Source organism: Desulfogranum marinum (assembly GCF_963675105.2).
GTDB classification, from domain to species: domain Bacteria; phylum Desulfobacterota; class Desulfobulbia; order Desulfobulbales; family Desulfobulbaceae; genus Desulfogranum; species Desulfogranum marinum.
In genome coordinates this window covers 789,801-813,194 of the sequence record NZ_CAXXRO010000004.1, presented here as the reverse complement: position 1 = coordinate 813,194, position 23,394 = coordinate 789,801, and the positions used below count along the sequence as shown (strand labels likewise).

The following is a 23,394-nucleotide window of genomic DNA, read 5'->3' as shown; positions in this document are numbered from 1 at the left end:
TTTTTCTCAGGAGCAATAGGCCCTGCCCTAAAAAATTACACAGCCTGCCCTGGTTAAAATTTTGGTGATTTTTTCCAATAACCTTGAGCGGTGACTCCACACATGCCAAAATAAGGGTACCGGATAGGCTTTTTCCGGTACCAGCTCTACCAATTCTTGACTGAGCAAATACTGACGCCCCTGCAAATCAGGCACGCTACCATAAGCCTGTCCCTTGCGTATCAATTCAACAAACTGCTCAGAGGAAGGAATATAGTGAACAGGGAAATGAGAAGGTACCTCGGTCAAGATCTCTTCCAACAATCGTTGATGGAGTCCATCTTTACGATTAAAAACAACTGCCGGCGCCTCTGCTGCGGCCTCGGTGGTCAGCCCCTCCGGGAACCAGGTCGTACAAAAATCCCTGGTTGCCAGCAACCGGTAATGCATGGTTCCCAGGTGATGCATGGTGCATCCTTGGACAGGTCGTGCATGAGAGCTTACACACCCCATGACCTCGCCTGCTTTCAGATAGCTCAGTGTTTGCTCCTGGTCATCTACCAGCAAATCAAGAGTTACCTGTTCTGTCAAAAGTAAGGGGACAACAGCCTCCACAAACCATGTGGCCAGACTGTCTGCATTCAGTCCAATGGTCAGAGGCACAAAAGTGCTCTGACTGTCCTGATCAAGCATTTCTACCATTCCCTTTTCCAGGCTCATAACCTGCTGGTAGTGCTTCAAAATAAGACGACCTGCGTCTGTAGGGACAGGCGGATTGGACCGTACCAGCAAAACCCTTCCTGTTTGCTCTTCCAGCAACTTTACCCGTTGAGAGACCGCTGACTGGCTTATATACAGCTTTTGCGCAGCCTTCTCGAAACCTTGCTCCAATACAACCGTGGCCATGGCTTTAATCAATTTATAATCAAACATGCCTTACTATTAGCGCTGCTAATGGATAATAAAAACTATTAATTTTACAAAAACAAAATTGTTGAATATCTTCGGCCCAGCTCAAAAACGAACAAAAAATTGCGCGTAACAATCATAAAACACCGGAAAGAGAATGATCATGCCATTTTTTAACGGACTGGCAACAGGAGCAGCGTTGATTATTGCCATCGGCGCACAAAATGCTTTTGTCCTCAGCAATGGAATTAAAAAAAATAACATACTCACCATTGTCCTTATCTGCTGCCTCTGTGACGCACTCCTCATCATTGCCGGAGTTTCAGGTGTGGGCGCCGTCATATCAACCAACCCTTTACTCACAGAGATCACCCTATGGGGAGGAGCACTTTTTCTGTTCTGGTACGCCGCCCGCTCCCTACGTTCAGCCTGTGCCTGTAATACACAAAAATTGGAACATACCGAACCTACCTGCCGTTCCTTCACTGCGGCTATTGGAGCAACTTTAGCTGTTACCCTCCTTAACCCTCATGTCTACCTGGATACCATGATATTGGTCGGCAGTATCGGCAGCCGCTTTGGCGGCAGTGAACGCCTCCTGTTTACTGCCGGCGCCATATCGGCATCTTTTATATGGTTTTTCACACTTGGTTTTGGTGGAAGCAAACTTGCGCCCTTTTTTCAAAACACCTTGTCGTGGAAAATTCTCGATGTACTGGTCGGCCTCATTATGTTTACGCTGGGCACCGCTCTCATCTTCCAGGGAAAAGGGATGTAAATCTTTTGTTTTCTGTATTTTTTTTATTGTGATTTCAAACAATAATGACGATAATAATAGAAAGCACCTACAAACATAATGACGTTTTTTTTGACCACCTGTCCCGTTGGTATCATCATTAACTCACTCCACATAATGAGGTGTGCCATGCAAACAAACAGTACGATTATTGTCCCGATCGATTTCCTCTCCCATACTGACAAGGTTGTGGCATATGCCCTCAACATGGCAAAAAAACTCAATGCCACACTCCATTTTCTTCATGTCGTGGAGGAAGTAAATATCTACGGCGACTACATGGGGCCGACGATCAAACACTTTGTTCCCCAAATGATGGAACTTTCGCAGGAAAAAATGGATAACCTGGTCACAAAAAATAACACCAGCGAAACACCCTGTCTGGGCAAAGTGCTTAATGGAGATGTGGTTGAAGGCATTTGTGCCTATGCTGAAAAGAACAACGCAGATATGATCATCATCGGCACCCATGGCAGAAAAGGCCTGGAAAAAATGTGGCTTGGCAGTGTCGCTGAAAGGGTGGTCAAAAATGCTCCGTGCCCGACACTCACCTATAATCCCTTTAAATAAACGGGCACTAGCGTAGTAAACTCATAGCTCTGGTTTTCTGAGTCTCTACTCTGATTGTTACTGATCCGGCTTACAACACCAAAGGGCTCTCTCAGCTATTGAGAGAGCCCTTTATTGTTTATAGAAATAAAGCTTTATTTTTTACAGATGAGAAACCCTGGTTAAAGACATCGCAAGCCACCAATGGACCAACGGCAATGACCGCAGGGAACAATACTGCCATGGCAGTCATTGGCGGTGAGCAGATTGTTGTTGTTGACGATATCTGCACATGGACTCTGGGGACAACTCCAGCACCTGGAATATTCGGCCCTGCGTGCTTCTTCCCGAAACCGCTTATATTCATCCCCCTCCCAAATAGCAGTCAATGAACGGTCGTGAAGATTGCCGAAATCCCGCTGCTGGACATCAATCACTTCATTGCCCCCCATGCAGGAATAGGAGTGCCAAAGGAAATGACAGGGCATAACTTCGCCCCTGGTGCCGATAAATGCTGCCTGATCCTCAATAAAAAGGCATGAACGATTGTGCTCGGCCTGCAATGGCGGTAATTCCAGAGCAATTCCCCGGTCCAGTGCTACCTGTTGGGCCGTAGCAAAAAGAGCCGAAGTGTGGTCCATTTGCTCTGCGTCATATTCAAGCAGGTCCGCCCAATGAAGATAGATATCTTTTGCCTGGGCTTGTTTGCGCATTTGGGCAAGCAATTCAAGTGCCTGCTTATCCGGTGCAGCTCTGTTGAACTTCACATGTGCGTGCAATCCACGCACAAGATCGATTCCTTGTTGCCGAGCAAGTTCCTGGTATTTGACAAAAAGAGTAAGCACTTCCTGAGTAATAGGACTAAACAGACTCTTGTTGGTCATCTCCTTATCATAGGCAAACAGGTGACTCACCAAAATATAATTCACGCCCTGATCAGCGCCCCATTGTATCAAATCAGGTAATGCTTCAACATTATCCTGACTCACTACAATTTCGAGCCCGGTCTGTACTTCTTTTTGACGTATAAATGGCCGCAGATTACCAAGCGCCCTGGCCACTGAAAGCGAACTGGGCGAGCTCACACTGTTACCTTCCCCCTCTCCCTGCAACCCGTCCAATGAAAAACATACTGAAGAGAGTCCTGCTTCCACCAGTTTTTCAGCCATGGTTGTGGACATGAGGACACCATTGCTTTGAAAACCAATCACCCCGTCACGTTTCATCACTGCCCTGGCTTTTGCCACCATTTCGACCAAATGCGGATGAAGCAGAGGTTCACCAATCCCATTTAAAATCAGCGTATCCACCTCACCCAATTCGGGAAGCAGCTTTTCAAACAATGGAAGCGGTAAATCTTCATTGGATATACGATTTCCAGGCATCTGCTTTATACATTTATCACAGGCCAAGTTACAGCGGGTGGTTGATTCAATATACAGTTTTTTGGGTACAGACATGGATTCATCTATAAGTAAAAAAAAATAAATGTGTACAATGAGGAGAGAGTGTTGTGAAAGACTGTACTTTCGAATACGCCCCATGCTGAGAACAAATCATAGAAAAAATTTATTTAAAGCCGCCCTTCCTCTACCCCATGACAGGCTACTTGCGTGCCACCTTCTACAGTCAGCAATTGTGGAATTTCCAGGCGGCAGCGATCATTGGCATGTCGGCAGCGAGTATGGAAAACACAACCTGGAGGCAGGTTGATTGGGGAAGGAACATCACCGGTTAATTTTTCATGGGAAGCTGCCTTTCCCAACTTCGGTATTGCCGATAACAAAGCCTGGGTATATGGGTGCCGGGGCCGCTGAAAAAGCTCTTCGGCCTGAGCAAGTTCACACATGGAACCAAGATACATCACAGCTACCCTCTTTGAAATATGCTCTACCACTGATAAATCGTGACTGATAAAAAGGTAGGTCAGGTTGTTCTGTTCCTGGAGGTCCATCATTAAATTGAGGATTTGGGCCTGAATAGAAACATCAAGCGCTGCTATGGGCTCATCGGCAACTATAAATTCCGGTTCCACTGTCAGTGCTCGGGCAATAGAGATACGCTGTCGCTGCCCGCCTGAAAGCTCATGCGGATATCGGGTATGCCAATCAGGATCTATGCCTACCTGCTCCATCACCAGGGCAACCTTTTCAGCTACAGCCCCCTTGTCCAGCTTGGGTTGATGAAAACGAATAGGTTCACGTAAAATTTCCCCCAGTGTCATACGGGGATTTAATGAGGCATACGGATCCTGAAAAACCATCTGCATGCGTGCACGAAACGGCTGGCGCTGCGCCTCACTGAGGTTATCGATCCGGGTGTTTTTATAATACACCTCACCCTCTTCAGCAGGATAGAGCCCCATAACGGTTCTTGCCAGGGTCGACTTTCCGCATCCCGACTCACCCACCACGCTGACAGTCTCTCCTTGGGCCACATCAATGCTAACGCCGTTTACAGCTCGAACAACCGTTCTTTCTTTGGAAATCTTGCCGCCGGAAAAACGGAACTGGTCCAACCAGCCACCGGTGATATCAAAGCGTTTGACAAGATTACGGATGCTTACCAAAACCAAAGGATCCATTATCAGCACCCCTCCTTTCTTTGCCGGCCTTTTTTCTCAATTTCGATACACATGGAGCAATACAATTCCACGGCCTGAAGCCTGTATAACAACATAAAAGATACCATTATTTCACCATATGACAGGCAACTTGGCTACCTGATGTTTTCTCTTCAAGCACAGGTTGAGTTAGACAAATATCTGCAGCCAAAGAGCATCGATTTCGAAAAGAGCAGCCTTCCGGTATTTTAGCCAGCCCTGGCATAACTCCTGGAATCTGATTTAATCGACCGTCACGGGAAGCTCTTTGAGGCAACGCACCCAGCAGACCTTTTGTGTACGGATGCTGCGGGTTGGTAATGAGTTGTTCGGTAGCACCCTGCTCCACGATAGATCCGGCATACATAACGGCGATGCGCTGGGTGACTTGAGAAACTACCGCCAGATCATGGGTAATAAGAATGAGACCCATGTGTTCTGTTTCACACAATTCCAGCAACAGGTCCATAATCTCAGCCTGAATGGTCACATCCAGGGCAGTGGTCGGCTCATCCGCAATAATCAAAGAAGGGTTTGTCAAAAGCGAGATGGCAATAATAATACGCTGCCGCATTCCCCCTGAAAACTCATGTGGATATTGATCAAGGCGTTTTTCCGGTGACGGAATATACACCTTGCGTAACTTTTCCAGGCAGATCGCATCCACATCGGCTGCACTCATACTTGCATGGGCATTGATGGTTTCCCGCATCTGTTCGCCAATGGTGAGTACCGGATTGAGGGTCATCATCGGATCCTGAAAAATCATGCTGATCCGGTTGCCGCGAATTTGCCGCATCTGCTCATAGGTATAGGAAGAAATTTCTTCCCCCTGTAGCATGACGGTACCGGAAGCGATGCGACCCGGCTTGGAAATCAGGTTGATTATTGAAAAACCGAGCACCGATTTTCCGGCACCTGATTCGCCAACAATCCCTAACCTCTCGCTTTTATTCACCGAAAGGCTGACATTATTGACAGCCCTCAGGGTTGTAGAGCGAAGAGTAAAATCAACGTTAAGATTGTTGATGGTAAGCAGTTTATCCACAACTTATCCTTTATAAAGCTTAGGGTTGAGGTAATCTCTGATCCAATCACCCAACAGATTGATCACCAGTACCAGTACCACCAGCAGTATGCCCGGAAAAATAGTTATCCACCAGGTGCCGGAAAAAATGTATTCAAACCCGGACGTGATGAGCGAGCCAAGTGATGGTTTATTTTGAGGCATCCCCAGCCCAAGAAAAGAAAGTGCGGCCTCACTCATGATTGCATTGGCCACCTGCACCGTCGAAATAACCAGGACTGGCGATAGCGTGTTCGGCAAAATATGGCGCCACATAATCCGTAACCTGGACAGACCGATAACCCTGGCAGCTTCGACATACTCCTTTCTCCGCTCAGCAAGAACGGACGCACGAACGGTTCTCGCATACTGGGGCCACTCAGCCAGCCCGATAATAAATATCAACAGCGGAGCGGCAATCTTTTCGTAGTTTGCGACCCCGAACATCATCTGAAAAGTCGCCCCGATAAAGATGGCTATCATATAGGTGGAAAAAGAAAGCTGTACATCTGCAATACGCATCAGAATCGCATCCAACCTTCTTATGTAGCCCGATAAAAGACCAACCACTATGCCTATTGCTGCCTGGAGGAAGACGGCACCAAGGCCGATAATGATGGAAATGCGCATGCCGTACAGCATGGTGGAGAGCATATCCCTGCCCATATCATCGGTCCCCAGTAAAAACCGAGCAGACCCTTCACTGGACCAGACAGGCGGCAGCTCGGAATCCATGATATCAATGGTCGTTGGATCGTAAGGATTGTGAGGCGCGATAAGAGGAGCAGCAAAGGCACTGACAAAAAGAGCGAGCAGGATAAAAAAAGAAATATAGGCTACGGGGTCCCGGAAAAAATAATAGATGAAATCAGATCGCTGAATTCTTCGCAAAAAGGCCATATCTTATTTCCTCCCTGCAATTCTAACGGTCGGATTTACAATCCCATAGATTAAATCGACCATAGTATTAACCACCACAAAAATAAAACCAACCACCACGATATAGGAAACCATCAGCGCAGTATCAGCCCGGGAAACGGACTCTATGAACATTGCCCCCATTCCCTGCCATTGGAACACGGTTTCTGTGAGAATAGTAAAGGCAACCATAATCCCCAACTGCACGCCACCAACGGTTATAACCGGTAGCAGGGTATTCTTAAAGGCATGGACATACCATACACGCCGTGGCTTAAGTCCTTTGGCCCAGGCAAATTTCACATATTCTGTTTCCAGCACTTCCATCATCTCTGAGCGAATAAGACGAATAAACAGCGGCAGCATTATTGAGGAAAGTGCGATCGACGGCATTATAAGATGAAGCAATCCGTCACGGGTCAACAGCCCGGAATCCCAGAAGCCAAAGAGACGCACGGTTTCACCACGACCAAAACTGGGCAGCCAGCCCAGCTCAACGGAAAAAATATAGATCAGCAGGATGGCGGTGAGAAAAACCGGCACCGATACGCCAACGATGGAAAACCCCATTATCAAACGGCTGAAAAACCGCTTGGGGTGTATTGCCGAATAAATCCCCATGGGAATGGAAAGGCCGATAACAATCAGCGAGGCGCAAAAAACCAGCTCCAGTGTGGCAGGTGCCTTAGCCAAGATGACTTCAGTGACTGGTTTTTTGAAAAAAAAGGATCGACCAAGATCTCCATGGACCGCACTTTGTAAAAATCGTCCATATTGAACAAGAAAAGGGTCATTAAGCCCCAACTTCTCACGGATTTCAGCGCGCTCCTGGGGCGTGACCCTTTCCCCGACCAACTCACGTACAGGGTCGCCGAAATTATGTTTTATCGAAAAGCCGATAAAGCTGATAATCAACATTACCAGTATGGCCTGGGCAACTCTTCTAACGGTAAATGCAAACATGGCAGAATGCTCAATACAAGAAAAGGGAACACCGGCCAGGCCGGGTTCCCTTTAAAAAAAAATATTCATCAACCTGCAGACATTACAGGCTATTTAATTGTCAGGTCTCCAAAATATGGAAAGTTCATCACATTGACAATGTCCTCTGTGTTCATATTATCCTTGGATGCCCAGGATAAGTTCTGCCAATGCAGAGGAATAAAAGCGGCATCATCAAACAATATTTTTTCGATCTTCTGCAGCATAGCCGAACGTTTGGCAGTATCGGTCTCGCTGTTGGAGGCAAGTGTCAGGTCGTCAACTTCCTGGTTACAGTAGTTGCCGGAGTTATACTGACCACGTCCGGTTTCCTTGTTGGGGCACATGTAGAGATATTCAAAGAAATTGGCGGAATCTTCCGTATCTGAATGCCAACCGATCATCTGGATGTCTGCCACCTGGGCGTCGAACTGATCCCAGTACTGAGCCTTTGGCATGGTTTTCAAATTAACCTTGATGCCGATTTTACTCATCATGTTCACGAATGCCTGGGCAATTTTCTCGTCATTCACATAACGGTTGTTGGGCGCAATCATGGTACACTCAAATCCCTTTTCATAGCCGGCTTCCTTCATCAGCTTTTTGGCCATGTCCAGGTCATAACGAGGCTGCAGATCAGGGTTGTATCCCTGGTACCCTTGAGGAGAATTCTGCGCAGCGGGGGTGGCAAACCCTTTCATGATCTTGTCTGCCACGCCGACATTGTTGTAGGCATACGCCATTGCCTGACGAACTTTGGCATTGGTGAATTCCTCACGGCGTTTCTGGTTAAGCTGGAACGTAATGATACGGGAACCGGACATGGTGACCAGTTGAAGGCCATCTGTTTTTTCCACCCTTTCAAGATCTGTCGGTGGAACAGGCATGATGAAATCAACATCACCTGAAAGCAGGGCTGCAACACGGGTTGGATTTTCAGAAATGGGGGTGAGGATAATCTCGCTGACGTTGCCTGTATTCTTATCCCAATAGCCGGCAAAGCGGGTGAAAACGGTTTTCACCCCCTGCTCCCTTTCCGCCACAGTAAACGGACCGGTACCTGACTCGTTAAAGTTGGCAAAGGAATAATCGGTTTTAATGATGAGATCTTTGGTTTTCCCATTTTTCTCGTCAGCGCCTGTGTAAAACTTTTTGTCCATGGGAAAGATATACGTTCCCATGGCCATTACCAAACCATAGGGTTCCTTGGTAATCAGGTCTACCGTGTGTGGATCTACGACCTTCGCTTCGGCGAAGTTTTCAAATAATCCTTTGTAATCGTCTGATTTTTTCAAACGGGCCAGAGTGAAAACAACATCTTCAGCGGTAAAATCGTTGCCGGAATGAAACTTGACGCCTTTGCGAAGATAAAATCGGGTGGTTGTTGGATTAACCAGTTCCCATTTTTCAGCCAGTCGCGGCTCAAATTTACCATCTTTGGTCCAACGTACCAATGGATCAAAAACCATGTGTGAGTATTGAAGCATGCCGCCGGAAAGCTGGACATGCGGATCAAGGGACACCGGGTCGGCATCCATGGCTAGTTTCAGCGTTGCAGCCTGGGTAGTTGATCCCAAAGCCAACATCGTCACTGCCAGTACGAAGAACATGCGAACAATCAGTCTCTTCACTCCTCTTCCCTCCGGATGATTTTTTTCTTACAGGGAAGGTGCCATCGGTTGTCTCCATTGACCATAATCCCTGTACCTAGATGCAATACAGCCTGCACTTTTCCCATTCTTTTATAGTCAAGCTATAGAACAGGGTCAAGCAAGAACCTGCAGGGGACAAAAATACCTGCTCAAACAGCACAAAAAGCACAAACAACAGAAGCAAAGCTCCCTATTTTATTAACTCCAGGAGGCCGAACCAGAGCAGAGGCAGAAAAATCCCTGGAATAAGGTTACCAACTCGAATAGTCGTTATTTTCAACAAATTTAAACCAATGGCCAAGATAAGCAGGCCGCCGACAGAGGTCATCTGGCTGATGGTTTCCGGAACCAGCAAATTTTTCATCAACACTGCGGTCAAGGTGATCAGGCCCTGGTAGAGAAAAACGGCACCACTGGAAAACATCACCCCAAGCCCCATTGCAGAAGCAAAAATAATAGATGTAACCCCATCAAGGATGGATTTGGCAAACAGAGTCTGATGATTGCCGGTCAGACCGCTTTCCAGGGAGCCGACAATTGCCATCGAACCAACACAAAAAACCAGGCTTGCCGTCACAAACCCCCTTGCAAAAGAGCTTGTATCACTGGACCGTGCAGCTACTTTACTTTCGAGGTATTTCCCCAATAACTCGAGCCGGTTCTCAATTTTAAGAAATTCACCCAGCAAGGCGCCCAGAATAACCGAAAGAATCACAATAATCAGGTTGTCGCATACCAACGCACTTTTCATCCCAATCAAGATGACCGACAGACCGACACCGCCCATGATAATTTCTTTATAATTATCAGGAATGCCTTTACTAAACAGGAGCCCGAGCAAAGACCCTGCAATGATTGCCGCAGCATTTACAATTGTTCCAAGCATATTTTTCCCAGGAAATTAATTATGATGGACTCGTAAAGAGTCCATCACACACTAAAGATGGCTAAGTACAAAAGTTTGATATACAAGGCGCAGTGTTTTGCTCGAGGCTTTGACTATACATATGGTATGTCAAAGCCTCGGGCAAAACCTGTAACACCGTAGATCGGACTTTTTACGACGCCATCAATTATAACAAAATGATACACAAAGGTTCGGCTATTTGGGCCTTATACTACAAAATTAGTTTTTGGGAAGACGTATATGTATCGACCATCCTGGAAAGCTCGGCGCAACCTGCCTCAAGAGCTTTGTTGCCTGTGTCGGCTGCAGGATACTCATCGCTCTTTACGACAATTCAAGGTATACTCAGCAGATATTTTCATCATACCAACCGATATTCAAATTTAACTTTTTTCACTTTTATTGACCATGACCACAACACCTTCAACCGCACCATCCGGCAACCAATGGTTAAAAATCACATGCAATACTCCGTCCCTGATAAGCGAAGCTGCTGCAGACCTGATCGGTGTTCTCAGCAATGCGGGGGTTGAGCAAAGCCCGGACTCGGAAAACGGCTGCCGTATCAGCGGTTTTTTCCAACTGGATTCCAGCAGTCCCATTGATGCGCAGATTAAAAAGCTTACAGCGCTGGTGAGTACACGGCTGGAAGAACTGTTCGCGCTCTACGACCACCACATGGAGGCCATCGAGACAACCCTTATCGACGATCAGGATTGGGCAACCAGCTGGAAGCAATTTTTTAATCCCTTTGCAATTGTTCCAGGACTGGTCATCAAACCAACCTGGGAAGAGTATGTCCCTGAAAAGGGAGAACATATCATAGAGATGGATCCGGGAATGGCATTTGGAACCGGCCAGCATGCCTCAACCAAGATGGCTCTTTCCCTGCTGACAAAAACTTTTCAGGAGATGAGTGACAAAGCGGCGACTATCCTTGATATCGGGACAGGGACAGGTATTCTGGCCATGGCAGGCGCCCTTTATGGTGGTCAACAGATAAGCGCCATTGACAACGATCCGGATGCCGTAGCTGCAGCTGCAGACAATGTGGCCAATAACGGACTTACTGACCAGATTGACGTCAGCATAACTCCGCTGGACGATATCCAGGGACAATATGCGATTATTTGCGCCAACATTGTCCATGACGTACTGGTGGACATGGCCGATGCCATCAGGCAACGTTCTCTCCCAGGTGGCTCGCTCATCCTGGCAGGCATCCTCCAGGGGCAGCAGGAGCACAACATCATCAACATCTATCAAGAGCTGGGCTATACTCTTGCCGCCACCGAATATCAAGACGAATGGGTTGCCTTGTTTTTTCAACTGCCCTGATGATCAGATAATTTGCGAATACCTCAAGATACCCTGAGAAGCACGATCATTTACCCAGCAAAAGCGACCAGTCCAATGCGGGGAACATATTGTGGAGCATGTGGTCGTCATCTTCCACTCGAATCTCAATGTCGGCAAAACTTTTTTCGGCAAGGGGAACGACACGATCGGGTGGGGTTACGGTGTCATGCCTGCCGATAACAAGCAGCGTCGGAACCTGAATCGGTTTTTCAGGAGGTACATAGCCGGCATAATTCAGTGCCGGTGCAAGCAGGATAAGGCGCCTGCAGGCTAAAGGGTGGCGGGATGCATAAACAGTGGCCATAAGTCCGCCGAAACTCGACCCAACAAAGAGCAGGTCTTTGCCGTCACCACAGAGCTGGTCCAGTTGTGTCAGCCTTTCCTCTAAAGTACCCTTAAAATCGGGAACAATCATGTTCGGAAAATGCTCATCAAACCATCTTCCTTTGGTTCCCTGACTTGAGGATTCAAGACCGTGTAGGAAATAGCATGTCTTATCCATTATATCGTCCTCTTAGTTCTCTTTTCGATTGCAATCCGGTTATTCTTTCCCTTGCGGAGAACTACCGTATTCTCCTTGCCCGTTGTCAAACAGTCTTGGGTCTTAACCCGGATTTCCCATGAGAAATTCGAGTTAATAAGGATTGCAGTAGCAAATTTACAAGATAGTTGGACAAAAAACGTAAAATAGAGTATATACCTCGTTCCTGATGGGTCGGCAATGATCCATCTTTTTTTATAATGCCGGGCCCCCTATCCAAACAAGGCCACGGTTTCCCCTTTTATCATTTTCTCAAGTAACGGTTGTAACGTGAGCGGTAAATTCCTCAACGAAATAGAAAAGCGCAGAACCTTCGGCATTATCAGCCATCCCGATGCTGGTAAAACAACATTGACTGAAAAATTACTGCTCTTTGGCGGGGCCATCCAGATGGCCGGTGCTGTTAAATCACGAAAGACGTCCAACCACGCCCTCAGCGACTGGATGGCGATTGAAAAAGACCGCGGGATTTCCGTGACCACTTCCGTCATGAAATTCAATTACCACGATTATGAAATCAACCTGTTAGACACTCCAGGTCACCAGGACTTCTCGGAAGACACCTATCGGGTACTCACAGCGGTGGATAGTGCCTTAATGGTTATTGACAGTGCCAAAGGGGTTGAAACCCAGACAACCAAATTGATGGAAGTCTGCAGAATGCGGAACACCCCAATCATTACTTTTATCAACAAACTTGATCGCGAAGGTCTGGACCCGCTGGACATCCTCGCAGATATCGAGGAAAAGTTGCAGATTGAATGTGCTCCCCTTTCCTGGCCCATTGGCATGGGTAAAGGTTTCAAGGGAGTCTACAACCTCTATCGAAAAGAACTCAACCTGTTTACTCCCAGTCAGGATACTCGACCGGAAGACCATACCGTAGTCTCTGACATCAATGACAGCAAGCTTGACCAACTGCTTGGCGTGGATGCGGACAAGCTTCGGGAGGACATCGAACTGCTTGAGGGAGCTGCCAATCCATTTGAATATGAAGAGTATCTTAAAGCCGGCCAGACTCCTGTTTTTTTCGGCAGCGCCATTAACAACTTCGGGGTCCGTGAGCTGCTTGATGCTTTTGTAGAACTGTCTCCACCACCTGGGCCAAGACCAACCCAGACCCGAGAGGTTTCCCCTGAAGAAACGGCTTTTTCAGGTTTCACCTTTAAAATCCAGGCCAACATGGACCCTGCCCACCGTGACCGTATTGCTTTTTTCCGAATCTGCTCCGGCAAATTCACCCGTGGTATGCGAGTGAAGCATCATCGCCTTGGCAAAGATATCAGTTTAAGCAATGCAACGGTCTTCATGGCCCAAAACAGGGAAAACGTCGAGGAAGCCTATCCCGGTGACATTATCGGTATCCACAACCACGGCACCATCAAAATAGGCGATACCTTTACCGACAAGGAAGAACTGAAATTTACCGGCATCCCCAACTTTGCGCCGGAACATTTCCGCAAGGTTATCCTCAGGAACCCGCTGAAAATAAAGCAACTGCAAAAAGGATTGGTGCAGATGGCCGAAGAGGGAGCTGTACAGCTCTTCCGCCCTATTATAGGCAACGACTATGTGCTTGGGGCAGTAGGCGTGTTACAATTTGAAGTGACCATGACCCGCCTGAAGGCGGAATACGGGGTTGATGCCGAATACGTGCCCATGAATTTTTCACTTGCCCGCTGGGTGACCAGCGAAAACAAGGTGCAGTTAAGGGAATTTGAAAAGAAAAATCAGGCAAACCTGGCTTTTGATGCTGAAGGCCATCTTTCCTATCTGGCCGATGGCATGTGGCGCTTGTCGCACACCATGGAACTATTCCCTGATATTGTTTTTCACAAGACCCGAGAATCTGTCTAACTTTGGAGTAACTTATGAACCAAGTTTATAACGACATTACAACAAAGGAACTGCATGACCGAGACCTTGAAGACAAGAAACTACTGATTATTGATCTGCGTGACCGTCCAAAATATGTACAAAGACATATCAAGGGGGCGGTCTCTTTTCCGATGAAACCCAGCCTGTGGGACAAATTGCTCAAAAAAAGAGCTTTACGCACCCTGCTGGGCTCAGATCTCTGTCGGCCTGTCGCTTTTTACTGAGACGGTCCTTCGTGAATACGAAGCATCTTCGCGGCCCGGGTGGCCGCACAACTTGGCTATACAAATATTTTTCGCTATCCACAAGGGGTTGACGAGTGGCATGAACAGGGATTGCCGACCGAAACCGCCTGAGCAATTTTCTTTTTTTTCACAACTACCACGCCAACATCATCAATAACCAAATGCTGCTCATCTATCCGCCTGTTGCTAAACCGGGTGAACCCCCAACAGGCATTGCCCAGCTGGCAGGCACCCTGAAAGCACATGGAAAACAATGTGTTGTCCTTGACGCCAATATCGAAGGCTTCCATTACCTTATAGAGCGCACCCGTACCCCCGAAGATACCTGGTCAAAAAGAGCCGAACGTCATCTCAACAAAAATAGAGATGCCTTGCAGGATCTTTCCCTGTTCTCTAACCAGGATCGTTACCAAAGGGTAGTTCGAGACCTGAACCGGGTTGTGGAGCAAAGTGCGCTGCAACCGGGACTCACACTCAGCCTAGTCAATTACCAGGACCAAAAAAATTCACCACTGCGCAGCAGTGATCTCCGGGCGGCAGCGGCAGCCTATGAACAAAACATCTACTTCCCCTACTTCAAACAACGCCTTGAGCAGCTCTTTGCACAACAGCCTTTTACCCATGTTGGTTTTTCACTCACCTACCTGAGCCAGGCAAATGCCACTTTTGCCATGATAGGCTTTGTACGAGCCACCTTCCCAGATGTAACGATCATCGTAGGCGGCGGCCTGGTCACCTCCTGGCTGAGTCAACCTGGGTGGAAAAATCCCTTTGCAGATCTGGTCGATCACTGGGTAACAGGCAGGGGGGAAATGCCTCTGCTCAAATTACTCAACACTGAGCACACAACGGCATCACCACCTGATTATACAGACCTCCCGCTTGCCGACTATCTTTCCCCAGGGACGATCATACCCTATGCCGCCTCATCTGGATGCTACTGGAACAAATGCTCATTTTGCCCTGAAGTTGCAGAAGGCAACCAGTACCATCACATGCCCCCCAACCAGATAGCCGCCGACCTGCACTACCTTCAGCAGCAGCACAGCCCGGTCCTGTTCCATTTTCTCGATAATGCTCTTTCGCCGGCCCTGTTAAAAATACTCATTGCCCAACCAACCGGTATTCCATGGTACGGTTTTGCACGGGTGGCCCCATATCTTGCAGATCCGGAGTACTGTAAACAATTACGCCAATCCGGCTGTGTCATGCTCAAATTGGGGTTGGAATCGGGTAATCAACAGGTCCTCAATACCATGCGCAAAGGGATCACCCTTGAAATGGTTTCCCAGACACTGCGTTGTTTGGAACAGGCAGGGATAGCAACATATGTTTACCTGTTATTTGGTACGCCAAGTGAATCTCTCCAGGAAGCTCGGGAAACATTGAAATTCACTGCTCAGCACCACAGCGCCATTACCTTTCTCAACCTGGCCATCTTCAATATGCCGATCTTTGGCCTGGATGCTCAAGCCGTAAAGGTTGACGACTTTTACGAAGGTGACCTGTCCCTGTATTGTAATTTTCGTCATCCAAGAGGGTGGAACAGAAAAGACATTCGTTCCTTTCTCGACAAAGAATTCAAACGCCACCCGGATATCGCCCCAATTGTGCATAGGGATCCGCCTTTTTTTTCCTCCAATCATGCACCCTTTTTCCATCCGTCATTTCACCAGCCTACCTCTTGTTCATCAACAGGCAAGCTGTCGGCGCAGTGATGTGTTGATCACCCGGAAAGTCTGCTCAATGTTTCAACACCCGCCAGGTGTATTCAGCATGGCCTCAATTTCATTGTGAGGCAGCGGTTTACTGAAAAAGAATCCCTGGAGCTCGTCGCACTCCATTGTTCGTAAGGCGGCGCACTGTTTCTCGGTTTCCACCCCTTCTGCCACCACATTAAGGTTAAAACTTTTCGCAATCGCCACAATAGAAGGAAGCAAGGAGGAATTACTGCCTTCCTTGTCGATATTTTGCACAAAAGATTTATCGATTTTCAGGGTTGTCAGGGGAAATATCTGCAAATGGCTTAAAGCGGAATATCCGGTCCCAAAATCGTCAATAGCAATGGCACTCCTCTTTTTTTCAGCTCCAACAACATGCCACGTGCGTCATCCGCATTTTCCATCATTACCCGCTCCGTCAGCTCCAGCTTAAGATAGCAGGGGGCAAGTTCGTTTTCCTCAAGTGAACGATTGGCAAGACCGGTGAGATTATAGTAAAAGGCAAGACAGTCGATCTTGTCTTCTGCCTGTTTAAGCTCAGTAATATCCTGGACAATACCGATGAGCAACGGTTCGGACTGTTGATCAGTATGAACAACCTCTCCCAGATTAAAAATAATCGGCTCACAACCATCCGGTAATACAATCCGATAATTTATACTGAAAGGCTGCTGCGTGGCACAGGCACTATCTAGTGTAAGCTTAACCCCGCTTCTCTCTTCATCTACTATACAATCAAAAAGCATCGCAAAGGTACAAGGGTAACTGAGCCCAAAAATTTCCGGTGAAGGGCTGGTAAACTGAAATCTGATTACGTACAAAACTCAGCCAATTTTTTTGGGCCCAGGAGACAGATTAGATTTCTCAGTACTTAGGTAGGGGACTGATTTTTTTTCATGGTTTTTTATGAAAATTAATCTGTCTCCCGGGTTTAAAAGAGAAATAAAATCAGTCCCCTGTCTGTTTCGGTAGATAATTGGCTGAGTTTCATGGGTAATCAGAAACTGAAAAGCCACTGAACCTATATTTTTTTTCCCAATGGCCAAGGCGAGCAATGCCTTGGGCTTTAAACAGATTTTCCTGATTTTTTTTCAAATAGCTGTCAGGATGAATCGTTGACGAAAAGGTAAGCGCAGACTCCGTGGGGAGTTGGAGAACAATAACGCTGCTTTTTCAGGCTGTTAAAACCCGTTTATGCACGTTATTTTTCAAGTAGAGACCAGGGGACCCGGTTGTACAACTGAATCGCTCCAATTTACATCTAAAAAACGAAATTATGACCCCATCTGCATTTGCTTTGTATTTGCCTGGGCTTTTTGCCTATTTTCTCCATATCCGAGAGGTATTCCTCAGACCTATCCAGATAAAAGGATAATGCTTTGGCAAAATTCTTACCGACCAGCCCGTCCACAAACACCTGGCTAATTTCTTTCTGTCGTTTCAGAATCAGTTGCGATCTATAGAAAATCAACCACTCCTCTGCAGACATAGTATCATAAATAATGCTCAGCGCCTTGTGTGCTCGAGGCTGATACATCCAAAAATACATCAGGTCCAGCGCATTGACAATAATCAGCCTTTCCTGATCCCTTGCCTCGTAGCTCAGTGTCTGTATCATCATCTTTGGAGATTGCAGTATTTCCAGCACATCTTCTTCTGGAAACTGGAGGTCAAGCCGAGAAAACACGCTGAAAAGTTGCAGTATCTTTGTTTGATAAGCTGCAAGACGTGCTCGAATATTGGTCTGCCTGTCTGCCAAGCCTTCAATAACTGCCGCTACACAATCGGAAGCAAATTTAGAGATGATTGCAGCCCATTTCTGCAACGTTCCGGTCACATCGGGGACACCAGCTGCCTGAAGAAATATCGCGATACAGGTATTCAGCAAGACCGCAACTGGGATGGCTAAAATAGAGCGAAAAAAATTACCTATAGTGGCAGACTTGGGTAGCCCGCGCAGAGCATTGTGGCTGGAAATATAAATACCGTTAGCCAATCCCATCACCGCATAGAGCATAATGGGACTGGTCGCTGTGGTTATGCCAAACCCCTTATCAAGGAGCAGATTTTTGACAAGATAGTCGAGGAGCGGGACCGAAAAACCAGTGTAGAGCAGCGAGTCGGATATCCGACTCCAGCTGATAAGAGAATTCCAGGGAAGGAGAGGGGAGCGTCGCAGGCCACCTCCTCCGAGAACAGATTGTATGATATTGCGTGCCCCGGTGATACCAAACCAGATAAAAGCGCCAAAGTAAGCAAGCAGCCACCAGTCCTTGGTGAGGCTGAAGGTTAAAAAAGCAGGAATAAACCCAAGGAGCACTTTGAGGGTATTTTTTACGTTTGTATTTAAATATTTCCAGGGATTTTCCAGCCGCTCCTGCTTGGTGTTTGCTGCATTCAGCTCAAATTCATCCTCCGTTGTCCTGCCAAGGCCGCCAAGGGTAACAATATTCCCTGTCCGACCGGTGTGAACCTGAAACCCATCAAGCGTCCAATCGTCCCATTGTTGGCGATTTTTCCTGGTGAAAACCTGCAAGAGCCTGCTCAAACGAGTTTCTCTAGAAGCAAAGGAGTTACGGCTGTGCTTATTATGAGTTAACAGTGCACTGACGGGGATGTACCGCCGGTGTTGCCCTGCCACTGTAGCCATAGCCGCCTTCTTCCCCTTGGCTGGTAAGGTATCGATTACAACCAGCCCCATCCCGTATTGGTGTTCCCCTTGCCCTGTAGAGCCTGAACCGATTCGAGAGCCGAGTGTCCGCAGCTTATAATAGGAATGAAACTTTTCCAGATTGTAAAGAATATCGAGGAGCTCCTGCTTCCGCTGCTGCATCGAGTGAAGCTCTGGCGACTGGGTATCTGTTGCGGTCTTCTCTTCCTGAAAAATTTCCGCAGCTGCGTTCGCGCGTAACAATTCCTCTTCGTAATCCCAGATAATGCTACGTACCGCTCGCTTGAGCGCAATGACATTGTCGTCATTAAGTGCTCTTTGCAGTTCACCGGTGAGCTTATAGTAGTGCTCCGGACTTTTCAGATCAACCGCTTCCCCTTCGCTTTTACTCTGATCAGGAGGCTTACCCGACATCATGCCGTAGGTAGCATTTTTCAGATTATAGGCTTCAATATGGGTAATCATCCCAGCCCCGGCATAGAGCAATTCAAGGGTATCTTGCAGTGATAGATTGTTGATGTTTAATGTAAACTTTGAACTTGAATGCAATGATGCCAATTGGCTGAGCAGTGCATGGGGACCGAGTCGTAGTTGCTCAGGAAGATCCGGACAATCCTCTGGGTGTGCCGGGTCATGAATCGTCGGGTTACGTGAAGGAAGAAGATATTTATCGGTAATTGTCTGAACGTGGACCTCTCGAAATTTTTTGAGACGAGCCTCTAATCCTCTTTTTTCTTCTTCACCGAGATCTGGAGTGTTGAGCCTGTCTGATATTTCCACAAATGCCGGCTGCATCTGCTGCGCAAGCGTATTGTGGATAAATCGCGCCAGGTGCAACAACGACGGTTGCCCTGCCCCCACAAATGCCAGGAAATCTTCTTTTTTGCATGGCCTCAGTGACAATGACAGCTCAGCATTGAGATCATGCCGATGACGGGTGTTAAATGCTTCAAGAACCTCAAAAACATACTTTTGCTGATAAAGAGAGACTTGGCGCCCTTTTTCCATCAGCTGTTTTACGGCATCATCTTCAAGAAACTTCAACAGCGCACTGTTGTCCTGAAAGCCGTGGGGTTCCCACGTAAATCGAACATATTTGTCCCGAAACCGGGCAGACATCTCAATCCCAACCTGGACATTGAGGTCAAGGATTGCACTGGCCTCGATTAACTCCTCAACCACTTCAGAACGGACGTAGTTGTAATACACAACGGTGAGATAACGGATTCCTTTTATCCAGGCATCCATTACCAGATGGGTGGGTGATTTTCGCCCCTTGGTGTTGGCATCATGAACATGATCATCAAAAGCAAGCTGATTCCATTCTTCCGGCATTTCAAGGAGGTGGTACTTGGCGAGTTCAGCGCGAACTTTTCTTGGATTTCCCATTGAAACCATTCGGAAATCATGCGCCAATTTCAGCTGGTAGAGTTCATTGTTGTTGCTGCGCAGCAGTTCCTTCATTATTTGCAGCAGCACTCTGGCAGTGTTTTTATGGAAAAAAGTCGTAGAGGTGAGGGAAACTTCATCCCGGAGGGAGCGCAAGGCTATAAGACGATCACTTGCTTTCCCGGACTCGAAGGAGCCGAGCAGGCCCGCAATGGCATAAGCAATGCGCAAACCTCTTGCAGCAGCCATTTCCTTTATTCCATGCGGATGCATGTGCTTGCCCAACAGTGAACGGAAAGCCTGCGATTGAGGGCCTCGTTCAAGCACATCTCTGACGATTTGCAGGAGTTGATAGTCGTTCTTATCAAAAAAAACTGCTGAAGGTCTCTTTTGCATAGTGAGCTGTACACATCCCCTGTTTATTGAACCGGGCAGTTCGGGTATTGATTGCACATTAAAAAGCAGCGCTTACATAAACATTTGCAATCGAAAAAAGACATTGTCAACTTTGCACGCAGTATGCTTATAAAAAAATGAGTTCCATTGCCACTCGAACATCTTTTTCAATCTCTTTATAAAGGTCTGAGCAGTCTTCGGCAGTTAATCCGGTGCGCTCCCATGCCGATGGATCGACACTCAACCCTGCCTCGTTAAACACCCCCTCCCCGTCTCCGGCCCTGGTCATCAGGAAACCAATGTGAACAAGAGCCGTTTCAAGTGGATACTGCTCTGCTTTGCCTGGATGGACATGTAGTTTGGTCGTTTCCTTAAGGCTTTCGGAAAGGTTCCATTGCTCCAGAAGGAGAGCACCCACTTGGGCGTAATCAAAACCAAGCAGCTCCTGCTCCATGTCGACAATAGTTTTTTCCGAATGTTTCAACTCCTGCGCCATCTTCCAATAAATATCAGGAATAGCCTGATAAATGAGGAGGTGCCCTATATCGCAGAGAAGTCCAGCCACAAACAGCCTTTCCTTGTCGCAGGATCCCTGTTGTCGGGCTAAGTGCCTGCAGGTAACAGCACAGTAAACACTGCGTCTCCAAAATTTCCCCACATCCATCACATCTTTAGAGATCCCTCTAAAGGCCTGCGCTATCGACGTCGCCAAGACGATATCATGCACCTGCTGTGAACCGAGCAAAATGATGGCACGACTAACAGTGTCCACCTGTTTATTAAGGCCATAGAGAGAGCTGTTGACAATGCGCAGCAAGCGGAGCGTCATCGCAGGATCAAGGCTAATTACCGCCGCGACTTCCCCCATTGCATAATCCGGGTCGTCGAGAAGAGATTTCAGGCGCAAATAAACGTCAGGCAAAGAGAAAAGCTGTGCCGTTTTTATAACATCCTTTAATGCTGTATTCATTTTTCCCCCGTGACATTTCTTTACTGAAATTTCCCGCTTTTTTAGTAGCAGTAGTTTTCGATCAGACTCCGGCAAGGAAAGGTTGCTCGCAATATACTGATATTACCACACATTTTTTTCAACGTTTTTTTATCAAAACACAGCTCTTTCTCTACAAAACTAAAGGGTAACTCACGGGGTTGATAACTCTTTAATTTACTATACCTAAAACCTGCAACTGCTTACAGGAGTCTCCCTGTTTCCTGATATCCCAGATGCTGTCTGGGATTTGTCATCTGGTTGTAACAATTTCGCACAAGGTATCAGGATAATCTGAGGAGCAAGGGCTTATAAGACCCTACACAGCTTCTTGTTTATTCTTGAGATTCAAGGCACAGCTACTAATTTCGACGATTTAGCGCTTATGTAAACCAAACCAACGTGCATCACCAAAGCTTCAGTTGCCGTTCATTGATTTTTGCCTGTTTCTCTTCCTTCTTCTTTCGCTTCTTTTCCGCAATTTCACGGTTTATTTCGGCTCGCCGCTCTTTTCTGAGCCGCTCTTTGTCTTCCTGTTCCTGCTGCTTCCGGGCCATGAACTCTTCAATTTCCCGGGACTTCTCCTCGTCACCGATTTCTATAACAATTTCCCTGGAAACAGCATCGATCATTCTTTTAGGCAGCACAAACCCACCAGGTAACTCGACAAATGAACAGGTCTCTACTATCTCCTGGGTACAGCAATCCTTATCACCGATACTGATATTCAATGCTTTTTCAATGACAGTTGCCTTGTTCCCGGTCGTGGTCTTCTTGGTATTAAAAAAATCACAGATTATGTCTGATGTAAGGAAATCATCACTGGCCTTATCAAACAGGAAATTTGACCTGGCAATCACATACACGATGGCTGCGGCCCATATTTCTCTTTTGCCCCTGGTAATATCCAGCTTGCGGCTACGACCTAATTTATTGCATAACCTGAGAGCACACTCGGCTAATTCTTCGTTCAAGTACTCTGCACTGAACGACTCTACCAGGCCAATAATTTCCTTTAATTGTATCTTTTTCATAACGATTAACGGCTATTTTTTTCAAACTGGTTATTTTCTGCCTCTGCCAATGGTAAAATAAAGGTAATAACCAACACGATAGCACACTTACCATACAACGCCATTGACCAATGAGTTTTTTTACTCTCGCCTCAAAGGGGCTTACGACAGCGGAAGCGAGTAAATTTGTTGAGAACCTCTAGCAACAGGTGGAGGTTGTGGTTTCAATATTGCTCATGCCGCGTAGCATTAGGTTATATCAGACTGCTTAAACTTGTCATAGATCGCAGGGCGTGTTTACTATTGCATCACGGTTACTATCTCCAAAAAAATATATTCGAACAAATCATCCTACCCCACCATGAAAAAAACAAAAAACTACGGATTGGTCTACTCCACCGACAAAGGGCGCATGTGCCCGCAATGCGGACATCCTGAAAAGCAATGCTGTTGCAGCAAGCAAAAAAGCTCACCGCCGGGCGACGGGCAAATTCGGGTGAGCAGGCAGACAAAGGGCCGCAAGGGTGCCGGAGTCAGCATCATCAGCGGTATTGCCTTGGATGATGCTGCTCTGAAAAAGCTGGCCAAACAACTCAAACAAAAATGCGGCTCCGGCGGCACTGCGAAAAACGGCATCATCGAAATCCAGGGAGACCACCGCCAGACACTGGTCGATGCGTTGAACAAACTCGGTTACAAGGCAAAACTGGCCGGCGGTTAAGCAAAGTACCCTACCTGCTCACGATCAGGCAGGAAAACAGGCTACGTAAGGTGGGATAAGCGTGGCACATCCACCAATGGCAGGCACCGGATTGAGCTGCATAGATGCATTGC

Annotated in this window: 21 protein-coding genes; 7 read left to right on the top strand and 14 right to left on the bottom strand. The window is 47.1% G+C overall.

Features of this window, described 5'->3' with window-relative positions; genetic code table 11:
* Positions 1 to 27 precede the first annotated feature (27 nt).
* Positions 28 to 912 (bottom strand): LysR family transcriptional regulator ArgP, encoded by an 885-nt coding sequence (locus ACHZCY_RS12465; protein WP_319549112.1) that lies wholly within the window; start codon positions 910 to 912, stop codon positions 28 to 30.
* Positions 913 to 1,051: 139 nt separating this feature from the next.
* Here ACHZCY_RS12465 and ACHZCY_RS12460 point away from each other — a divergent pair, with 139 nt between their 5' ends.
* Together ACHZCY_RS12460 and ACHZCY_RS12455 are read left to right on the top strand one after the other, a co-directional pair.
* Positions 1,052 to 1,666, top strand: a complete 615-nt coding sequence (locus tag ACHZCY_RS12460; protein WP_319549111.1) for a LysE/ArgO family amino acid transporter — start codon at positions 1,052 to 1,054, stop codon at positions 1,664 to 1,666.
* A 147-nt stretch (positions 1,667 to 1,813) separates the two neighbouring features.
* On the top strand, positions 1,814 to 2,254 hold the full coding sequence (locus tag ACHZCY_RS12455; RefSeq protein ID WP_205224099.1) for a universal stress protein: 441 nt from the start codon (positions 1,814 to 1,816) through the stop codon (positions 2,252 to 2,254).
* Between the two features lie 161 nt (positions 2,255 to 2,415).
* On the opposite strand, the gene ACHZCY_RS12450 is transcribed toward ACHZCY_RS12455, so the two are convergent.
* The 7 genes from ACHZCY_RS12450 to ACHZCY_RS12420 all read right to left on the bottom strand — a co-directional run bounded on the left by ACHZCY_RS12450 (position 2,416) and on the right by ACHZCY_RS12420 (position 10,338).
* The gene (locus ACHZCY_RS12450; RefSeq protein WP_319549110.1) at positions 2,416 to 3,693 is read right to left on the bottom strand and encodes a radical SAM/SPASM family putative metalloenzyme maturase; all 1,278 of its coding nucleotides are present in this window, start codon (positions 3,691 to 3,693) and stop codon (positions 2,416 to 2,418) included.
* Between the two features lie 113 nt (positions 3,694 to 3,806).
* Positions 3,807 to 4,817, bottom strand: a complete 1,011-nt coding sequence (locus ACHZCY_RS12445) for an ABC transporter ATP-binding protein (RefSeq protein ID WP_205224097.1) — start codon at positions 4,815 to 4,817, stop codon at positions 3,807 to 3,809.
* 106 nt (positions 4,818 to 4,923) lie between these two features.
* Complete coding sequence (locus ACHZCY_RS12440; RefSeq protein WP_205224096.1) at positions 4,924 to 5,883, bottom strand: ABC transporter ATP-binding protein; 960 nt, start codon at positions 5,881 to 5,883, stop codon at positions 4,924 to 4,926.
* Positions 5,884 to 5,886: 3 nt separating this feature from the next.
* Positions 5,887 to 6,801: an ABC transporter permease gene (locus tag ACHZCY_RS12435; RefSeq protein ID WP_205224095.1), complete on the bottom strand. Its 915-nt coding sequence runs from the start codon at positions 6,799 to 6,801 to the stop codon at positions 5,887 to 5,889.
* Positions 6,802 to 6,804: 3 nt separating this feature from the next.
* Positions 6,805 to 7,782: an ABC transporter permease gene (locus tag ACHZCY_RS12430; protein WP_205224094.1), complete on the bottom strand. Its 978-nt coding sequence runs from the start codon at positions 7,780 to 7,782 to the stop codon at positions 6,805 to 6,807.
* An 89-nt stretch (positions 7,783 to 7,871) separates the two neighbouring features.
* The gene (locus ACHZCY_RS12425; protein WP_394713434.1) at positions 7,872 to 9,410 is read right to left on the bottom strand and encodes an ABC transporter substrate-binding protein; all 1,539 of its coding nucleotides are present in this window, start codon (positions 9,408 to 9,410) and stop codon (positions 7,872 to 7,874) included.
* Positions 9,411 to 9,642: 232 nt separating this feature from the next.
* Positions 9,643 to 10,338: a DUF554 domain-containing protein gene (locus tag ACHZCY_RS12420; protein WP_319549108.1), complete on the bottom strand. Its 696-nt coding sequence runs from the start codon at positions 10,336 to 10,338 to the stop codon at positions 9,643 to 9,645.
* Positions 10,339 to 10,767: 429 nt separating this feature from the next.
* On the opposite strand from ACHZCY_RS12420, the gene ACHZCY_RS12415 reads away from it, so the two are divergent.
* The gene (locus ACHZCY_RS12415; protein WP_319549107.1) at positions 10,768 to 11,697 is read left to right on the top strand and encodes a 50S ribosomal protein L11 methyltransferase; all 930 of its coding nucleotides are present in this window, start codon (positions 10,768 to 10,770) and stop codon (positions 11,695 to 11,697) included.
* Positions 11,698 to 11,743: 46 nt separating this feature from the next.
* Here ACHZCY_RS12415 and ACHZCY_RS12410 read toward each other — a convergent pair whose 3' ends face one another.
* Complete coding sequence (locus ACHZCY_RS12410; RefSeq protein WP_319549106.1) at positions 11,744 to 12,220, bottom strand: alpha/beta fold hydrolase; 477 nt, start codon at positions 12,218 to 12,220, stop codon at positions 11,744 to 11,746.
* 309 nt (positions 12,221 to 12,529) lie between these two features.
* Between ACHZCY_RS12410 and ACHZCY_RS12405 the strand changes: the two genes are divergently transcribed.
* The 3 genes from ACHZCY_RS12405 to ACHZCY_RS12395 all read left to right on the top strand — a co-directional run bounded on the left by ACHZCY_RS12405 (position 12,530) and on the right by ACHZCY_RS12395 (position 16,100).
* Complete coding sequence (locus ACHZCY_RS12405; RefSeq protein ID WP_205224090.1) at positions 12,530 to 14,116, top strand: peptide chain release factor 3; 1,587 nt, start codon at positions 12,530 to 12,532, stop codon at positions 14,114 to 14,116.
* 14 nt (positions 14,117 to 14,130) lie between these two features.
* Positions 14,131 to 14,361, top strand: a complete 231-nt coding sequence (locus ACHZCY_RS12400; protein WP_205224089.1) for a rhodanese-like domain-containing protein — start codon at positions 14,131 to 14,133, stop codon at positions 14,359 to 14,361.
* A 182-nt stretch (positions 14,362 to 14,543) separates the two neighbouring features.
* Positions 14,544 to 16,100: a B12-binding domain-containing radical SAM protein gene (locus tag ACHZCY_RS12395; RefSeq protein ID WP_319549105.1), complete on the top strand. Its 1,557-nt coding sequence runs from the start codon at positions 14,544 to 14,546 to the stop codon at positions 16,098 to 16,100.
* 33 nt (positions 16,101 to 16,133) lie between these two features.
* Here the strand turns inward: ACHZCY_RS12395 and ACHZCY_RS12390 are convergent, their stop codons facing one another.
* The 5 genes from ACHZCY_RS12390 to ACHZCY_RS12370 all read right to left on the bottom strand — a co-directional run bounded on the left by ACHZCY_RS12390 (position 16,134) and on the right by ACHZCY_RS12370 (position 22,581).
* Entirely contained in the window at positions 16,134 to 16,403 is a 270-nt protein-coding gene (locus tag ACHZCY_RS12390; protein ID WP_319549104.1) for an EAL domain-containing protein, read from the bottom strand.
* Between the two features lie 5 nt (positions 16,404 to 16,408).
* Entirely contained in the window at positions 16,409 to 16,924 is a 516-nt protein-coding gene (locus tag ACHZCY_RS12385) for a hypothetical protein (protein WP_394713399.1), read from the bottom strand.
* 440 nt (positions 16,925 to 17,364) lie between these two features.
* Positions 17,365 to 20,559: a hypothetical protein gene (locus ACHZCY_RS12380; protein ID WP_319549102.1), complete on the bottom strand. Its 3,195-nt coding sequence runs from the start codon at positions 20,557 to 20,559 to the stop codon at positions 17,365 to 17,367.
* A 127-nt stretch (positions 20,560 to 20,686) separates the two neighbouring features.
* Positions 20,687 to 21,529 carry an HDOD domain-containing protein gene (locus tag ACHZCY_RS12375; protein ID WP_205221667.1) on the bottom strand — a complete coding sequence of 281 codons (843 nt, stop codon included), beginning with the start codon at positions 21,527 to 21,529 and terminating at the stop codon, positions 20,687 to 20,689.
* Between the two features lie 425 nt (positions 21,530 to 21,954).
* Complete coding sequence (locus ACHZCY_RS12370; RefSeq protein ID WP_319549101.1) at positions 21,955 to 22,581, bottom strand: DUF6398 domain-containing protein; 627 nt, start codon at positions 22,579 to 22,581, stop codon at positions 21,955 to 21,957.
* 340 nt (positions 22,582 to 22,921) lie between these two features.
* Here ACHZCY_RS12370 and ACHZCY_RS12365 point away from each other — a divergent pair, with 340 nt between their 5' ends.
* Positions 22,922 to 23,281 (top strand): translation initiation factor Sui1, encoded by a 360-nt coding sequence (locus tag ACHZCY_RS12365; protein WP_205221669.1) that lies wholly within the window; start codon positions 22,922 to 22,924, stop codon positions 23,279 to 23,281.
* The last annotated feature ends 113 nt before the right edge of the window (positions 23,282 to 23,394 follow it).

What these genes read in the sequence shown, in the direction of transcription:
- ACHZCY_RS12430 (WP_205224094.1), bottom strand. Translation starts at nt 7,782, where the DNA reads ATGTTTGCATTTACCGTTAGAAGAGTTGCCCAGGCCATACTGGTAATG.
- ACHZCY_RS12455 (WP_205224099.1), top strand. Translation starts at nt 1,814, where the DNA reads ATGCAAACAAACAGTACGATTATTGTCCCGATCGATTTCCTCTCCCAT.
- ACHZCY_RS12425 (WP_394713434.1), bottom strand. Translation starts at nt 9,410, where the DNA reads ATGTTCTTCGTACTGGCAGTGACGATGTTGGCTTTGGGATCAACTACC.
- ACHZCY_RS12380 (WP_319549102.1), bottom strand. Translation starts at nt 20,559, where the DNA reads ATGCAAAAGAGACCTTCAGCAGTTTTTTTTGATAAGAACGACTATCAA.
- ACHZCY_RS12375 (WP_205221667.1), bottom strand. Translation starts at nt 21,529, where the DNA reads ATGAATACAGCATTAAAGGATGTTATAAAAACGGCACAGCTTTTCTCT.
- ACHZCY_RS12450 (WP_319549110.1), bottom strand. Translation starts at nt 3,693, where the DNA reads ATGTCTGTACCCAAAAAACTGTATATTGAATCAACCACCCGCTGTAAC.
- ACHZCY_RS12415 (WP_319549107.1), top strand. Translation starts at nt 10,768, where the DNA reads ATGACCACAACACCTTCAACCGCACCATCCGGCAACCAATGGTTAAAA.
- ACHZCY_RS12460 (WP_319549111.1), top strand. Translation starts at nt 1,052, where the DNA reads ATGCCATTTTTTAACGGACTGGCAACAGGAGCAGCGTTGATTATTGCC.
- ACHZCY_RS12395 (WP_319549105.1), top strand. Translation starts at nt 14,544, where the DNA reads ATGCTGCTCATCTATCCGCCTGTTGCTAAACCGGGTGAACCCCCAACA.
- ACHZCY_RS12420 (WP_319549108.1), bottom strand. Translation starts at nt 10,338, where the DNA reads ATGCTTGGAACAATTGTAAATGCTGCGGCAATCATTGCAGGGTCTTTG.
- ACHZCY_RS12445 (WP_205224097.1), bottom strand. Translation starts at nt 4,817, where the DNA reads ATGGATCCTTTGGTTTTGGTAAGCATCCGTAATCTTGTCAAACGCTTT.
- ACHZCY_RS12370 (WP_319549101.1), bottom strand. Translation starts at nt 22,581, where the DNA reads ATGAAAAAGATACAATTAAAGGAAATTATTGGCCTGGTAGAGTCGTTC.
- ACHZCY_RS12365 (WP_205221669.1), top strand. Translation starts at nt 22,922, where the DNA reads ATGAAAAAAACAAAAAACTACGGATTGGTCTACTCCACCGACAAAGGG.
- ACHZCY_RS12400 (WP_205224089.1), top strand. Translation starts at nt 14,131, where the DNA reads ATGAACCAAGTTTATAACGACATTACAACAAAGGAACTGCATGACCGA.
- ACHZCY_RS12410 (WP_319549106.1), bottom strand. Translation starts at nt 12,220, where the DNA reads ATGGATAAGACATGCTATTTCCTACACGGTCTTGAATCCTCAAGTCAG.
- ACHZCY_RS12465 (WP_319549112.1), bottom strand. Translation starts at nt 912, where the DNA reads ATGTTTGATTATAAATTGATTAAAGCCATGGCCACGGTTGTATTGGAG.
- ACHZCY_RS12435 (WP_205224095.1), bottom strand. Translation starts at nt 6,801, where the DNA reads ATGGCCTTTTTGCGAAGAATTCAGCGATCTGATTTCATCTATTATTTT.